Origin of the sequence: Flavobacterium chilense, assembly GCF_001602525.1 — a bacterium.
Lineage (GTDB): Bacteria > Bacteroidota > Bacteroidia > Flavobacteriales > Flavobacteriaceae > Flavobacterium > Flavobacterium chilense.
In genome coordinates this window covers 138480-156524 of sequence record NZ_LSYT01000006.1, presented here as the reverse complement: position 1 = coordinate 156524, position 18045 = coordinate 138480, and the positions used below count along the sequence as shown (strand labels likewise).

Annotated in this window: 3 protein-coding genes; all 3 read right to left on the bottom strand. The window is 32.3% G+C overall.

The features are described 5' to 3' along the window. Positions 1 to 8: 8 nt before the first annotated feature. Genes A4F88_RS14790 through A4F88_RS14780 form a run of 3 tightly spaced genes read right to left on the bottom strand, consistent with a single transcriptional unit; the run spans position 9 to position 18007 of the window. Positions 9 to 3278 (bottom strand): non-ribosomal peptide synthetase, encoded by a 3270-nt coding sequence (locus A4F88_RS14790; RefSeq protein WP_068843421.1) that lies wholly within the window; start codon positions 3276 to 3278, stop codon positions 9 to 11. Continuing rightward, positions 3278 to 4003, bottom strand: coding sequence for an aspartate/glutamate racemase family protein (locus A4F88_RS14785; RefSeq protein WP_068843420.1), 726 nt, complete (start codon positions 4001 to 4003; stop codon positions 3278 to 3280). Before A4F88_RS14785 ends, A4F88_RS14790 begins: the two co-directional genes overlap by 1 nt. Before the next feature lie 27 nt (positions 4004 to 4030). After that, positions 4031 to 18007, bottom strand: coding sequence for a non-ribosomal peptide synthetase (locus A4F88_RS14780; protein ID WP_068843419.1), 13977 nt, complete (start codon positions 18005 to 18007; stop codon positions 4031 to 4033). Positions 18008 to 18045 lie beyond the last annotated feature (38 nt).

The following is an 18045-nucleotide window of genomic DNA, read 5'->3' as shown; positions in this document are numbered from 1 at the left end:
GTTTTAAACTATTTCAGACTGAATGACGGGATTGATTTTTTATCGACCAGACTAATTTTGTCTATTGTTTTATCCTGATTTTCAAGGACTTGTTCCAGACACAGTAAAAAACGCTCTCCTAATTTTGAAATCTCTAAATCGCTGAATACATTCTTTTGATATTCAATTACATAAGAGATTCCGTCCTTGTCATTATTGATGTAAAAACAAATAGGAAATTTGCTTCTCTTTACCGTTTTGTCTTGCGGAATAAATGTTATGTTTTCTAAACCGTTACTTTCGTCCTTGTCTTCGTGATTGATAAAATTGACGTACAAATCAATTCTCTCCATCAGATTAAAATTGTTTTTGAGATCAAAATCTTCGATAATAGAATCGAATGGGTAAAATGAATTGTCAAAAATTTTAATTTGATTTTTAATCGTTTCGTCAATGATTTCTTTTACCTGATGCTGTCCGTTAATTTTTACTCTAAATGGAGACATATTCAGGTATAATCCCACCTGACCTATTAAATTAGGATGACTTCTAAGGTTTATTGGGGCTCCAATTATTACATCATTCTGACCACTTATCTTATGAATTAAAACACCTAAAGCAGCAGTCATAATTCCCATTAGATTATAATTATTATCTGCGCAATACTTTTTAATTTCTCCGGCAAATTTGGCAGAAAGCACTTTTGAATAATGGGCCCCGTCATAATTCTCCGTATTTGAGTTTTTGTACCATTTAGGTTGTTGTTTGACATTTTCTAAATAGTTTTCCCAAAAGTCTTTCTCCGATGAAAATTCATTATTTGCTAATCTGTTTTTAATCCAATAAGCATAATCTTTGTATTGAACCTTTATTGGATTTAACTCGATTGAACTTCCCTTTTCATAAGCATTATATAATTTCATGACCTCGCTTATAATAACCTGATCAGAGGTGTAATCACCAATTATATGATGCATTAATGTGGACAGAATAAATTTATTGTCTGAAATTTTAATCAAAAGAAACTGTAGCAAAGGTGCTTTTTTCAAATCGAATACTGTGTCGCTAAAGCTTTTTAAATGCTCTTTTGCATCATTTTCGCTAAAGCTTTCGTTAACGATTTTATAGTCAAAAATGAAATCAATTTTAACCTCATCAACAATTTTTTGTACCACTTCTCCAGCTTCATTTACTTCAAATCCTGTTCTTAAAATTTCGTATCTATTAATGATTTCCTGTAAAGCTTTTTTGTAAAGCTCAACTTTAAAATCGCCAGTAACATGATACGTATAAGACATATTGTTTGCTCGTGAATGATCTTCAAATTGAGACGCAAGCCAGATTCTTAATTGCTCATTAGAAATAGCATAACCATTTTCATTTTTAGAAATTGGCGTTATTTCATTTTTCCCTACAATCGATTCTAATACCGGAAGTGATAAAATATGTGCCGCCTGAGAACGAACCGTTGGACATAAAAACAGGTCTTCGATTGCTAGATTAACATTAAAAGCCAATCTGATTTTTGATCTCAATAAAATTTGCTTAATGCTATTACCTCCTAGGGATAAAAAATGATCTTCGGTTCCGATATTTTGTACGTTCAGAATTTCCTGCCATAAGCTGATCAGTTTTTCCTCGACAGCATTAACCGGCTGCTCTTTTTGAATTGATTTTCCTTCTGAAAGTCTGTTTTTTATACTATTTTGAAGACTTACCGTATCTACTTTCCCGTTGGCATTTATTGGAAATTCTGCAAGACGAAAAATAATAGAAGGCATTTCATATACAGACAAATATTTAGAACAATGCGCTCTTAAATCATTTTCAGATATGGTATTTGATTCATAAAAACATACAAGACTGCTGCTTATAGAATCACTGTTGTAAATCATACATTTTACGGTATGAATATCATTTAGTTTTAAAATCACGGTTTCGATAGAATTCATATCAATTCGAACACCGTTGAGTTTAACCATTCCGTCTTCTCTGCCTATTACGATTACATTTCTATCCTGATCATATTTTCCATAATCTCCGGTTTTATAGACAATATCTTTTTCCTGGCTTAATGGGTTTTGAACAAATTTTTCTGCCGTAAGTGCTGCATCGTTATAATAGCCTTTTGACAAAAATGGCGTTTTGATATAGATATCTCCTTTTTCGTTAATTCGGCACAACTCATTTGTTTCATTTACGATCAAAATTCTAGTGTTAGAAATAGGTTGTCCAACAGGCAAAACCTCTTCAGAATTTCTAACAGGATTATTTTCTATTCGGTAAAATGATTTAACCAGCGTAGATTCAGTAGCACCATAAAGATTTATAATCGTGGTATTATTTCCGTATAATTTTCTCCAGTTTGCAATATCTTTTGCATACAATTTTTCGCCTGCAAGCAATATATACTCTAATTCCGGAAACTCGTTTGAAACGGCAATTTCTAATGCATTATGTATTGGCGAAAGCAATCTTAACATTGTAGGAATGGTATGCAACAATGTTATTTTTTCGTTTTTTAACCATTGTAACAATAAAGCCGAATCTTCTTTTATTTCTTTTGATGGAAAACAAATCGTTCCTCCATTCATCAAAGCCACAAAAATATCTCTTAAAGAAGCATCAAAAGAAAGAGATGTTAACTGTCCTACAATAACTTTTTCAGTAATATTAAGCTCTTTTGATTCCCAATGAATAAAATGGCTTAAACTCTGATGACTGCCCAAAACTGCTTTGGGTTTTCCGGTTGAACCTGAGGTAAAAAAGATATAATTCGAATCTTCACCTTCTACGGCTATATCATTGTTGTAAATTGATAATTCTGTACCAATTTCTTTCTCAATATAAATATCTTCTATTTTTTTATATTCTGAAAAAACCAATTGCTTATCATTGATATCGATAGCAATAATTGTTGGAATGTTATATTCGAAAAGAGCATCGTATTCTAAAAAAGAATTAAAATTGCTTTTTGAAATCAGTAAAGCTTTAGGCTTGATTTTCGTATAAAGTTCTTCCCAATAATTTTGACTGTATTTTTGATCCAGCGGTAAATAAATTGATCCGGATTTAAAAATTCCAAGTACAGCAATTAACTGAACTAATCTGTTATCTAGAAAAACCGTTGTGATATCATTTTTCTTTATAGAAAAATGATTCAAAAGATGCGCTAAACGATTAGCCTGAATATTTAATTCGCTATAAGATACCGATTCCGTTTCAGTACGAACTGCAATATTAGCAGATTTTTTTTCTGCAATATTTTCAAACAAATAATGTAAAACTTTTTTATTCATTATAGTGCTATTTCTATTTTTTTAAGATTCATTATATCTACAACTTCATCTACCAAAACATCTATAACATCCAGAAACTGAATATTGACATGGGCATTTTTAATCCCTATCTGAACTTCGGTACAACCGCCAATGATAAGCTGGACATCGTTATCAATAAGACTTTCTAATGCTTCATTAAATAAATCATAGGCATAATCAGAAATATCAGAAGATTTAAATCCTCCTTCCATATAAACTGATTTCATAAACTTTTCTTCCTGATCGTATTTATTTAGCGTTATCAGTTCAAAAGGCAGACTCTGGAACTTATCATGAAATAGTTTAGAATTTATGGTTCCTGTTGTTGCCAATAATCCTATTTTTTGAATGTGGCTGTATTCCTTTAATAATCGGTTTGCAATTAAGTCAATAGGGTTTAATAGTTTACTCTTGTCCGAAGCGTCAAATTGATTTAAAAAATAATAAGACGTTACACAAGTAGAAATAATGTAATCAACCTCACATTTTTCAAGAATATCCAATGATCTCTTAAGTTCATATTCGGGCGATTCTTCATTATATACTATTGCAAGAGTTCTGTCCGGAACCTGACTATTGTTATGAACTATAAATTCCGGGAAATCCTGATCACATTTTGCATCAGTTTTATCCATAAGCTTGTTTAAAAAAAGCAGTCCGGCTCTGGTACCCATACCAGAAATAATACCTAATTTATTTCTCATAAATACGTTATTTGATATCATTTTTATTTAAAAACTATCGTCAATAGCTGCGTTAATGTCATCAAAAAAGCTAGCCTGTTCTTGTGTTTCATTTGTATTTGCTGTCGCGATGTAATCGTCTATTGTCAGCGAATCGTTTGACAAATCAAAATCTGTCAGTATTAAAAATTCGGTGAACATTTTTTCTATTACATCAGCATCAAATAAATCTGTGTTGTAAATAATATTGCAGGAAATTTTATTTTCATAAGCCTTAAAATAAAAAGTCAGGTCAAGTTTACTTTTAAAAGATTCCAGTAGTTTCGAATATCCTTGTTCGTTTGTTGGATTATGATCTTGACTTACTGCATTTTGAATCATAACCACAGACACATCAAACAATGGACTTCTCGACAAATCTCTTTGAAGTTCAAGCGCTTCAATTACAGATTCTACAGGAAAAGACTGATGTTCTAAACCTTCTAAAACAGTATTTTTAACTCTTGCTAAAAGGGAATTATAGTTCTCTTTACTTTGTAATAGAACTCTAAATGGCACCGTATTTACAAAACATCCAATCTGATTTTTTAGACTGTGATGATCTCTGCCGTCTATAGGACTACCAATTACCAGATCTTTTTGATAGGAATATTTATACAATAAAATATAAATAAGACTTAAAAGATTCATATAGAATGTAGTCTCTGTATTTTGGACTGTTTCTGCTAGTTTCGCAAAATTATTTCCTGTAATATCGCCAGAGAAAATGTTTCCGTTATAGGTTTTAATTTTAGGACGTTCTTTTGATACCATTAAATCAAGTTGCGGCACTTCTTTTTCAAATTTATTCAACCAATATTCCTGTTCTTTGCCAGCATTATTTTGCGCTATCCAGGCAACATAATCTTTGTGTTGAATTTTTAAATCTTCAAGTTCAGCTTTACCTCCATTTTCATACGCTTTATAAAAGGCTAAAACATCATTTTTTAAAACCTCCATTGACCATCCATCGCCTATTATGTGATGTATGTTATAATAAAATACATAATTAGTATCGCTTATTTGCAGCAGGGCGGCACGTAATAATGGCCCGTTTTCAAGATCAAAACGCTTTTCATTGTCAGTATCAATAAAGTTTTTTATGCCTTTTTCAATGTCTTCAATATTGCGATAATCTTTATAATCAACCTCAAACCTTAATTTTTCAAGAGGCAAAATCCATTGTTTTATTTCGGCGTCAATACTTTCTTTAAAAACGGTTCTTAATATTTCATGACGTTCTATTGTAGCAAGTATAGCTTTTCTAAAATTTTCCGGATTAATCGTTACTTCAATACAAGAAGGCATATGATATGCTTTTGATCCATTTTCGAATTGGCTCGCAATCCAAATTCTCTTTTGTATTGCCGAAACTGCAAAACTTTCCCCTTCCGGTATTTTAGCTATTTCATCCTGATCGATTTTATCAGTTAACTCCAGTAAATTAACATGGGACTTAATGGTTGTTGACTTGAATATATCATTAACTTTAATTTTTACATTAAAGGCTTTTCGGTATTCATTTATCAATAAACCGGCTTTTAAACTATGTCCTCCAAGTTCAAAGAAATTATCAGTAACCCCAATTTTTTCTAAACCTAAAACACTTTGCCATATCGCCACTATTTCTTTCTCGATTACTGTTATAGGAACAACATATTCCTTACGAACGATATCTTCTGATGATATTGAAGGAAGAGCTTTTCGATCAATTTTACCGTTTGAGGTTAAAGGAAAATGAGATAATTCGACAAAAAATCCCGGGACCATATAATCCGGTAATGTGTCCTGAAGAAAATTGCGAAGTGCACTTTTATCCAATGTATTTTCTGAGACGATATACGCCACCAAAACTTTTTCTGAGTTTAGCTCTTTAGCCTCTACTATAACTTGTTTTAAAGGTGTTGAAAATTTTAAAATCGTGTTTTCGATTTCTCCAAGTTCAATTCTGTAACCTCTTATTTTAACCTGATGGTCTTTTCTTCCTAAAAATTCAACATTTCCATCTGTAAGCCAACGTCCTAAATCGCCTGTATCATACATTCTTTGTCCGCTGACAAAAGGATTTTCAATAAATTTCTCAGACGTAAGTGTTTCATTATTAAGATAACCACGTGCTACACTGGCTCCAGAAACGTAAATCTTACCACTCACTCCTATTGGTAAAACCTGCAACTGATCTCCCAAAATATAAACCTGAGTATTACAAACCGGTTTACCTATTGGGATAATTCCGTTATGATCCGGGTTTACTTTATAAAATGTGCTCACTACGGTATTTTCTGTAGGTCCGTAATTATTATAAATATCTAATTGTGAACCTTTATCTATTTTTAAAGCTTCTCCTCCAACCAAAAACTTCACATTATCTATAACGATTCCGGAGCTGGTTAATTCACTGCAAATAGCTGATGGCAAATAACTGTGTGATATCTCTTTAGCATTATAAAAATCAGCCAGTTTTCGCAGATTTAAACGTATCTCCTCTTCTCCAATAGGATATAAAGATGCTCCACTAATTAGATAAGGAAAAATCTCCCAAACAGATGCATCAAACCCAACTCCTGAAAATAACGCTCCACGACTATCTTTATCAACTTTAAACGCCGTGCAATGCCAATAACATAAATTAATTAAATTATGATGTTCGACCATTACTCCTTTTGGATGACCTGTGGTTCCTGAAGTATAAATTACATATGCCAAATCTGTAGCAGAATTGATTTTCTCAACATTAAGTTTCGAATAATCGTTCTGAACTTTTCTGAATTTTTCTAACAGTTGTTCATCAATAATAACTTTACTTGCGCTGTCTTTCTCTATATAATCTATTCGATCTTGTGGATAACTTGGGTCAATTGGCACATAAGCTGCTCCGGATTTTAATATTCCTAAAATCGAAACAATCAGGTTTTCACTTCTTTCTAATTTAATACCTATCAAATCATCAGCCTGAATACTATAGTTTTCTCTTAAATAATGAGCAAGCTGGTTCGAAATTTCATTTAATTCCTGATACGTAAATGCTTTGTTTTCAAAAACAACCGCTGTATTATCAGGTGTTTTTTCAACCTGTTCTTCAAATAATGCAACAATTGTTTTATCTTTTGGATAAGCAGCTTCAGTAGCATTAAAATCAAATAATAATTGCTGTTTCTCAGATGGAATCAAATAATCTGTCTGGTCTAAAACCGCTGATGGATTGGCAATCGAATTGCTTACGAGATTTTCAAAATGACTGAAGATTCTTTCTATTAAAAAAGCATCATAAATGTCCGTGTTGTATTGTATCGTTAAAGACAATCCCTCTTCACTTTCTGTGAAGATAAAACTCATATCCAGTTGCGCTGTTTTGCTTTCAAAAACATAATTTTCTACCTGCAAACCCGTTAATTCTTCTTCATTTGTTATTTGCAATTGTCCCTGATTTTGCAACACGACAATAACATCAAATAAGGCTGAACGACTGTTATTTCTTTTTAGATTTAATTTACCAACCAAATCATCAAAAGGATAGTTCTGATATTGATAAGCTTCTAATAATGCTTGTTTTTCTTTCTCTAACACTTGCAAAATAGTAGCATTTTCTTCTATCTGAGTTCTTATTGCCAGTGTATTAAGATATAATCCAACCTGGTTTTCAAGATCCGGATGTTCTCTTCCGGCTATAGGCGTTCCTATAATAATATCTCGCTGATTGGTATATTTATACAATAAACTTTTTGTTCCGGCCAATAAACTCATAAACAAAGTAGCATCATTATCTTTTGAGAATGTTTTTATCTGATCTAAAAACTCTTTCGAAAATTGATGAGTAATACTATTTCCGTTAAACGTTTTAACTAATGGACGTTTATTAAAACTTGGCAATTCTAATGTTGGCAGTTCTCCTGAAAATTGATTGATCCAATATTGTTCTGCTGCGTTATATTTTTGTTTTTGAATATCACTATTTAACCAAACTGCATAATCTTTGTATTGAATTTTTAATTCCGGTAAATTGATTTCTGTACCATTAACTAAAGAATTATAGACACTTACAATTTCCTTAATTAACAATTCCATTGACCATCCATCACTAACAATATGATGCATTGACATAAAGAAAACATGCTCTTTTTCCTGGATTTTCAGTAAAGATCCTTTAACTAATCCGCCTTTTTCTAAATCAAACGCAACAGCATTTTCGTTTGCCAAATAGCTGGAAACTGCTTCTTTGATTTCGTTTTTCGAACTAAAATCATTATAATTAATCTTGAAGTTTACATGCTCTTTTGGCGTGATCAACTGACGAACTTCTTCGCCTTCTGTTGAAACGAAAGCTGTTCTTAAAATTTCATGTCTGAAGATTAATAACTTGAAAGCTTCCTCTAATTTTAAAACATCCAGATCTCCGGTAAATTTTACCGCAACAGGCATATTATAAGCTAAAGATGCTCCTTCGAACTGGTTTAATATCCAAAATCTGTTTTGTGAAGATGTTAGCGGATAACTTGAAGATTCCGGAGCTTGCGGAATTGCCAAATAATTTGATTCAACTACCTTTTTGCTTAAACCTTGAATCGTTGGATTATTAAAAAAGTCCTTAAACGAAATGCTTTTTCCCAGTTCTTTAAAAGTCTTGTTGATAACCTGAACAACCACTAAACTATGTCCGCCTAACTCGAAGAAATTATCTGTTGTTCCAACTTTTTCAATATTTAAAACTTCTTCCCAGATCTTAGCCAATCCAATTTCTATTGCCGTTGCTGGAGCCACATATTCACGTCTGATAAGATCTTCGCCTGAAATACCCGGTAATGCTTTACGATCTATTTTGCCGTTTGGAGTCAATGGCATTTTATCCAACTCTAAAAAATAACCAGGCAACATATAATCCGGTAATTTACTTTGCAAATAGCTTCTTAAATCTGTCTTATCGATTTTGGTTTCGCTTACATAATAAGCAACTAATACTGTTTGAGAATTAAATTCTTTAGCTTCTAAAACTGCTTGTTGCACCTGATCTGAAAATCCTAAAACAGCCGATTCAATCTCTCCCAGTTCAATTCTGTAACCTCTTATTTTAACCTGATGATCTTTTCTCCCTATAAATTCTATGTTTCCATCTGATAACCAATATCCTAAATCGCCTGTGTCGTACATTCTTTCTCCTTCGAGAAAAGGATTGACCACAAACTTCTCCTGCGTTAATTCTTCTTTATTCAAATAACCCCTCGCTACTCCTGCTCCGGAAACAAATATTCTTCCTGTAACTCCAACAGGAACCAATTGATTATTTTGATCCAGAATTAATACTTGTGTATTTGATATTGGCTGACCAATAGAAATCGTTCTGGCTTCTTTATTGGTAATAAAAAAAGACGTGCTGTAAGTAGTATCTTCAGATGGACCGTACAGATTTCGAACTTCGATTTTATCCAAAGGAAGTTTGGCAATAATATCCGTAGGAAGGATTTCTCCTGCCATGTTTAGTACCTTGATATTATCCAGCGAAACTTTGTCTTCGATCAATTTTCGAACAACGGACGGAACCGTATTTAATAATATATTAGTATCCTGCTCCAGATAATGATTAATTTCCAGCGCGTTCTTCAACATTCTTATTTGTTTACCTGTCGAAAGAGTGTAGAAAAACTCATACACAGACAAGTCAAAACAATGAGAGGTAACAGCATAAACAATATCAAATTTATCAGCATTAAATTCCTTAATCGACCAGTGAATCAATTCAACCGCATTGTGATGTTCCACCATTACTCCTTTTGGATTTCCTGTGGTTCCTGACGTATAAATAATATAAGCCAGATGGTTTGGTTTTGATATCTGATCTAAATTTGATGTGCTGTAATTGTGCTGAACTTCAAGGAATTTTTCTACTAGATTTTGATCAATAACAACTTTGCTGTTACTGTCTTTTTCGATATAATCAATTCGTTGCTGAGGATAATTTGAATCGATTGGCACATATGCCGCACCGGATTTCAATACTCCCAATAAACTAACCAGCAAAAACTCATTTCGCTCTAATTTGATTGCAATTAAATCATCTGGTTCAATACTATAATTAGCTCTTAAATAAGCCGCCAACTGATTTGCTTTTTCATTTAACTGCTGATAGGTAAGTATTGTATCTTCAAAAATAATTGCTGTATTATCAGGTGTTTTAGCAGCTTGTTCTTCAAATAAATCTACCAGCGTTTGATCTTGTGAATGAAGAACTTTTGTATCGTTAAAATCAACTAATAATTGTTGCTTTTCAGCCTCTGTTAAATAATTTATAGTTTCTAATGCCTGCAAAGGTTGATTTATAGATTCTATCACTAAATTCTCAAAATGAGCAAACATTCTTTCGATTGCATCGCCATTATAGATATCTGTATTGTAATTGATTGAAAGCGATAAAACATCTGTTTCTGTGAAAGTATAGGTAATATCAAATTTAGAATTTGAACCTTCAATCACGTACGGACTTACTTCAAGGTTTAGTAATGTACCATTATTCAGGTTATTTAATTGCCCCTGACTTTGTAAAACCATCAAGACATCAAACAAAGCCGAACGGCTCATATCTCGTTTTAAATTTAACTTACCAACCAAAGAATCAAAAGAATAATTTTGATGTTCGTATGCTTTCAGTAATGTTTCTTTTTGAATGGCAAGTAAATCATGAAAACTAATTGCTTCTTTTAATCGTGTACGAATCGCAAGTGTATTAAGATATAAGCCTATCTGGTTCTCTAAATCCGGATGTTCTCTTCCTGCTATTGGAGTTCCAATTATAATATCATCCTGACCTGTATATCTGTATAATAATGCATTTATTCCTGACATTAAAGTCATAAATAAAGTAACATCCTGTTGTTTTGAAAAAGACTGAAGTTTGCTTGAAAATTCTTTTGAAAACCTGCGGGTAATATTTGCTCCATTATAAGTCTGAACCAAAGGGCGCGCATTAGAACCCGGCAATTCTAAAATTGGCAGAGTTCCTGAAAATTGTTTAAGCCAATAGTTTTCTGTAGCCTCTTCCTTTTTTTGCTCCTCATTTCTCCATACTGCATAATCTTTATACTGGATTTCTAATTGTGGCAATTCAACTGCTTTTTCTTCCAGTAAGGCATTATAGATTTTTATAACCTCTGAGATTAAAATTTCCATAGACCATCCATCGCCAATGATGTGGTGCAGCGTAAGGAAAAATAAAGATTCTTTTTCTTTTAATTTTATAATACTGGCTCTTAAAAGAGGTGCATGCTCCAGATCAAATGGTTCATTGTTGCTTTGCGCTAAATAATCAACAAGAAATTCTTGCTGATTGGTAATCAGACTAAGATCTTTTTCAATGATCTTAAAATTTACAACCGAAGCCGGAATTATATATTGATTAACTTCGCCTAACGGAGTCGTTTTAAAACTGGTTCTTAAAATTTCATGACGTTCGATTAACAACTCAAAAGAAGTTTGAAATTTAGCCACATCAACATCGCCTTTTAAGCGAAGTGCACCCGGCATATTATACGCCAGAGATCCGCCTTCAAGTTGGCTTAAAATCCAAAGTCTGTTTTGAGATCCTGTTAAAGGATAAAATTCTGATTCCGGAGCTTTAGCAATTGATGCATAAGTTCTGGTGTTTAATATTTTACTTAGTCCTGATATTGTAGCATTCGCAAAGAAATCTTTATAACTTACAGAGCTGCCCAATTGCTTTTGCACTCTGTTGATTACCTGAGAAATGATTAAACTATGTCCGCCCAGTTCAAAGAAATTATCTGTAATCCCAATGTTTTCAAGCCCTAATACATTCTGCCAAATAGAGACTAATTCTTTCTCGATAAGGGTTCCCGGAGCAACATACGCTTTGCGAACACTATCTTCTGATGCTATTTCAGGCAGTTTCTTTCGGTCGATCTTGCCGTTAGAGGTTAATGGAAATTCAGGCAATTGAATATAAAATCCGGGAACCATATAATCCGGCAACTTACCCTGAAGAAAGTTGCGAAGCGCTGTTTTATCCAAAACTTTTTCTGTTACGATATAAGCAACCAAAACTTTTTCTGATTTTAGTTCTTTGGCTTCTACAATAACTTGTTTTAATGTTTTTGAGAACTCTAAAATTGTATTTTCGATCTCTCCAAGTTCAATTCTGTAGCCTCTTATTTTAACCTGATGATCTTTTCTGCCTAAAAATTCAATATTTCCATCTACAAGCCAGCGGCCTAAATCACCTGTATCATACATTCTTTTTCCTTCTTCAAAAGGATTCGTAATAAACTTCTCGGCAGTAAGCGCTTCGTTATTTAGGTAACCACGCGCAACACTTGCTCCTGATACATAAATTTTACCCGTAACACCTACAGGCAAAATTTGTAGCTGATCGTCCAAAATATAAATCTGGGTATTCGAAATTGGTTTTCCTATCGGGATGATTCCCTTATGATCCTGATTTACTTTATAAAATGAACTTACAACCGTATTTTCTGTAGGTCCGTAATTGTTATAAATTTCTAATACGGAACCTTTGTCTATTTTTAAAGCTTCTCCTCCAACCAGAAATTTTACTTTTTCTATTACAAGTCCGGAATTGGTTAGATCACTACAAATGGCTGAAGGCAGATAGGTATGTGAAATTTCATTGGTATTATAAAAATCAGCCAATTTTTGCAAATTCAGTCGTATCTCGTCTTCACCAATTGGGTATAAAGAAGCTCCACTAATCAGGTATGGAAAAATTTCCCAAACCGATGCATCAAACCCAACTCCGGAGAATAATGCTCCACGGCTATCTCCAGTAACTTTAAATGCGGTACGATGCCAATAACATAAATTAATTAAGTTATGATGTTCTACCTGAACTCCTTTAGGATGACCTGTCGTTCCGGATGTATAAATAACATACGCCAAATCAGTGGGAGAATTGATTTTCTTTACATTCGATTTCGAATATTTATACTGAACCAATTTAAATTCTTCGAATAATGCTTCATCAATGATGACTTTACTGGCACTGTCTTTTTCAATATAATCTATTCTATCCTGTGGATAAGTAGGATCAATAGGTACATAAGCAGCTCCTGCCTTTAATACTCCCAAAATCGAAATAATAAGGGATGCACTTCGATCGAGCCTGATTCCAACTATATCCTTATGACTAATTGCATAATTTTCTTTTAAATATTCTGCTAACTGGTTAGTCTCTTCATTTAAGTCTTCGTAAATAAGTTTTTTTCCATCAAAAACAATTGCGATGTTATTAGGTGTCATGACTACCTGCTCTTCAAATAAATCGAGTATTGTTTTATCTTTTGGATAAAAAGCTGCAGTATCATTAAAGTCAAATACAACTTGATATTTTTCATTAGAAGATAAATAATCAATATGTCTTAGTTCTAATAGAGGAGCAGTAATAGCTTGTTCTAATAATTGTTCAAAGTGTTTAAATATTCGATTGATCAAAAAAGCATCGTAAATATCTGTGTTATATTCGATTGAAAGCGACAATCTCTCTGACTCCACAAATTGAAAACTAATATCAAATTGGGCCGTTCTTCTTTCAAAACTATATTCCTCAATTTCTAATCCGTTTAGGAATTCATTATTGTTTAATGATTTTAGCTGATTCTGATTCTGAAGTACCACCATTACATCAAACAAAACAGAACGACTGGTATCTCGTTTTAAACTTAGTTTATCTACTAAGGAGTCGAAAGGATAATTTTGATATTGATATGCTTCTAATAGTGTTTCTTTTTGTACGGCAATCAAATCTAAAAAGCTATTTTCTTCTTTGAATTGTGTGCGGATTGCAAGGGTATTGAGATACAGCCCTATTTGGTTCTCTAAATCCGGATGTTCTCTACCTGCTAATGGTGTACCAATGATAATATCTTTCTGTCCTGAATATCTATACAATAAAGTATTGATTCCGGCCATTAAAGTCATAAACAAAGTGACATTTTGTTGTTTGGAGAAATTCTTTAATTTGTTTAAAAAATCTTCTGAATAAGTATATGATAACTGGGTTCCGTTATTAGTTTTCACCAATGGACGTGTTTTGAATCCAGGCAATTCTAACACTGGAATTTCTCCTGAAAATTGCTCAAGCCAATAGTCTTCTGATTTTTTAATGGATGCTAGATTGTATTCGTTTTTTAACCAAACTGCATAATCTTTGTACTGAATTTTTAGAGCAGATGAATGTATTTCTTTTCCTTCGATTAATGTATTGTAGATTTTAATGATTTCTGAGGTCATTATTTGAGATGACCAGCCATCTCCTATGATATGATGACGAGAGAAAAAGAAAATATGTTCTGTATCAGATATTTTTAATAAACTTGCTCTAACTAGTGGTGCTTCTTCAAGGTTAAACTCTTTATTGTTTAATGAGATAATAAGATCCTCTATATCTTGTGGTTGTTTGCCTTCATAATCGAAAAAATCGATTTTAAAATTAACTTCTTTTTCCGAAAGAATGAATTGACGCAATGATCCTCCTTCATTGATTTTAAAATAAGTACGAAGAATTTCGTGTTTATTTATTAAATATCTGAAAGCATTTTGAAAAACTTCATCATTCAGAATTCCATTAAGTTTTATGGCTACTGGCATATTATATGCCAATGATCCTCCCTCCAACTGACTCAATAACCATAATCTGTTTTGAGAAGAAGTCACAATATAAGAATCTGATCGTGGTGCCAATGGTATAGCTACATAATTGGATTCATACATTATTTTGCTTAAACCTTTGATAGTTGGATTAGCAAAGAAATCCTTAAAAGAAATACTTTTTCCTAGCTCTTTAAAAGTCTTATTGATAATTTGAACAATAATTAAACTATGCCCTCCTAATTCAAAAAAATTATCTGTTATTCCAACTTTTTCTACATTTAAAACTTCTTCCCAGATTTTAACCAGTTTAACTTCTGTATTTGTCTTTGGAGCTACATATTCACGTCTTATAAGATCTTCTCCAGAAATACCCGGTAAAGATTTGCGGTCTATTTTTCCGTTTGGAGTCAATGGCATACTATCTAATTCTAAATAGTAACCAGGCACCATATAATCAGGTAATTTACTTTGCAGGTAGCTTCTTAATTCTGATTTATCAATAATACCATCAGTACTATAATAGGCAACCAATACTTTCTCAGAATTTTTTTCTCTTACGTCTACAACAACCTGATTAAATGATGTTGTATATCCTAAAATAACATTTTCGATTTCACCTAATTCTATTCTGTGTCCTCTTATCTTTACCTGAAAATCTTTTCTTCCTTCAAATACAATAGAACCATCCGGAAGCCATTTTCCTAAATCTCCGGTTTTATACATTTTTGATCCTTCCTGAAAAGGATTAGAAACAAAACTAGATTCGGTTTGTGCTGCATTATTAAAATATCCTCTTGATAATCCTGATCCGGAAATATACATATCGCCAATTATACCCAACGAAACAGGCACTAAATCGTCATTTAATATATAAATGTGTGTATTTGAAATTGGTTTTCCAATCGATATTTCATCTTTATTTACGATCTGACCAATTGTAGATGAAATAGTTGTTTCTGTAGGACCATATTTATTATACAAATTATATTTGTCGATGTACTTAGCTGCTAATTCTGGTTTGAAATTTTCACCTGCCGAAATAATTCTTTTTAATGATGAAGCTGAACTTAGATCTAAATTTAATAATAAGCTTGGAACGCTATGTAAATGAGTAATAGCATATTTTTCTATTATTTTCTCTAATTTTTCAGCATCCAGTACATCTTCTTTTTTTATAATACATAAAGCGGACGAACTTAGTAAAGCTGTAAATATTTGTTCTACAGAGGCATCAAATGAAACAGATGCTAATAATGCAATTCGTTCATTAGGCTTTATCTCTAAAAAATTTATTTGGTGTAACAGATAATTTACCAGACTGGTATTTTCAATCATTACTCCTTTTGGATTACCTGTAGAACCTGAAGTATAAATCACGTAAACTAAATCGCTTGACTTTATAGTCTTTACAGGATTTATATTCTTATATAATGAACGGATTCCAATAAAGTTTTCAAATTCATCTGAGTCAATTACTATTTTACAGTTACTGTCTTTTTCAATATAATTTATTCTTTCCTGAGGATAAGCAGCATCAATAGGAACATAGGCTGCACCTGATTTTAATACGCCCAGAATAGAAACAATTAATAATTCGCTTCTCTCTAATTTAATCCCGATTAAATCATCAGTAGAAATAGAATAATTCGCTTTTAAGTAATCCGCAAGCTGATTCGATAGTTCATTTATTTCTTTATAAGTAAACTCTTTATCTTCAAAAATTACGGCAATACTATCTGGCGTTTTTTCTGCCTGCTCTTCAAATAGATCTATTAGTGTTTTATCTTCTGAGTAGGTAACCGTGGTATTGTTAAAATCAAATAGTAACTGCTGCTTTTCATCAGTAGATAAATAATCTAGTGAATTAATTGCTCTTTCGGGTTGCTCTGTCACCTGTTGCAATAATGTTTCAAGATGACCTAATAATCTTTCTATAAAACCCTGAGTATATAAATCTGTATTATATGTAATAATGAGATCTAATCCTTTATCTAATTCTATAAATGAAAATTTTAAATCAAACTTACTTATTGTATCTTCTTCTAAGTAATAGTTTTGAACCTCAATTTCACCTAAACGATATATACCGCTTTTTAAATTATCCGTATTTTGAAGTGTAATCATAACATCAAATAATGGATTACGGCTCATATCTCGTTTCAGTGGTAACTGCTCTACCAGCTCATCAAACGGATACGCCTGATGTTTGTAAGCATTAAGCGTAACTTCTTTTACGTTAGCAAGCAAATCAGAAAAATTGTCTTTTTCTTTAAAACAGGTTCTTAAAGCTAATGTATTCGCATAAAATCCAATTTGATTTTGTAAATCCAAATACTCTCTACCTGCTATGGGACTGCCAATACTTATGTCTTTCTGGTTAGTATACTTATAGAACAGTACTTTTACAATTGCCAGTAATCCCATAAAAAGGGTACTCCCCTGAGATTGACACAATGCATTAAAATCTTTTACAAGAATATCGCTGAATAACTTTTTCTCTGACTTTCCATTATAAGTTTTTATTGCTGGTCTAATTTGATATGTTGGCAAATTTAAATTTGGAAGTTCATTTTCAAACTGACTCAACCAATAAGCTTTATGTTTTTCCATATCAGCTTCATTCAATTGATTTTGTTGCCAGGCAGCATAATCTTTATATTGAATGTGTAGTGGACTTAATGGATCTTCATTTAAAGCAGAATTATACAATGTAAACAACTCTCTGATCATAACCTCATTTGACCATCCATCGCTTATAATGTGATGCATTACACATACAAATGTATAGGTATCTTGTGTGGTTTTAATTAATTTAGCATGAAGCAGAGAATCCTGTGATAAATCAAATGAATATTCAATTTCTTTTTTAATGATTTCTTTTTCTTTTACAGGCAAATTGGCATTATGGCTTATATCTTCATATTCTAATTGAAACCTGATGTCTTCAATAGGTACTATAATTTGTCTCACTTCTCCATACTCTTCTTTAAACAGCGTACGCAGTGATTCATGACGTTCGATAAGCAACTGAAATGCATTTTTTAAGGAAGAAATATCCAGATTTCCTTTTAACTGAAAAACACTTGGCATATTATAAGCAACACTGGCACTTTCAAGTTGACTTAACAGCCATAATCTATGTTGAGAAGAAGATAAAACATAGCTATGCTGTATAGGAACTTGTGGTATAAATTGATGTTTATCTTTTTTAGCCTTGTAGGAAGAAATAAATTCGATTAAATCATTTTTGTATAATTTAATCTCATTCAATAAGTCTGCGGTCATAACTCCTTTGGGAGCCTGAATATCTAATTTTTCATCAACTAAATCAATTTTTATATTAGAGTTATTTAGTTTTTTCAGTAGTGCTTGCATTGTGCTATTTGCTTTATTGAATTTTATTTATCCTTAGT

Coding starts and splice junctions, on each gene's coding strand:
- A4F88_RS14790 (WP_068843421.1), bottom strand. CDS start 3,278: ATGAATAAAAAAGTTTTACATTATTTGTTTGAAAATATTGCAGAAAAA.
- A4F88_RS14785 (WP_068843420.1), bottom strand. CDS start 4,003: ATGAGAAATAAATTAGGTATTATTTCTGGTATGGGTACCAGAGCCGGA.
- A4F88_RS14780 (WP_068843419.1), bottom strand. CDS start 18,007: ATGCAAGCACTACTGAAAAAACTAAATAACTCTAATATAAAAATTGAT.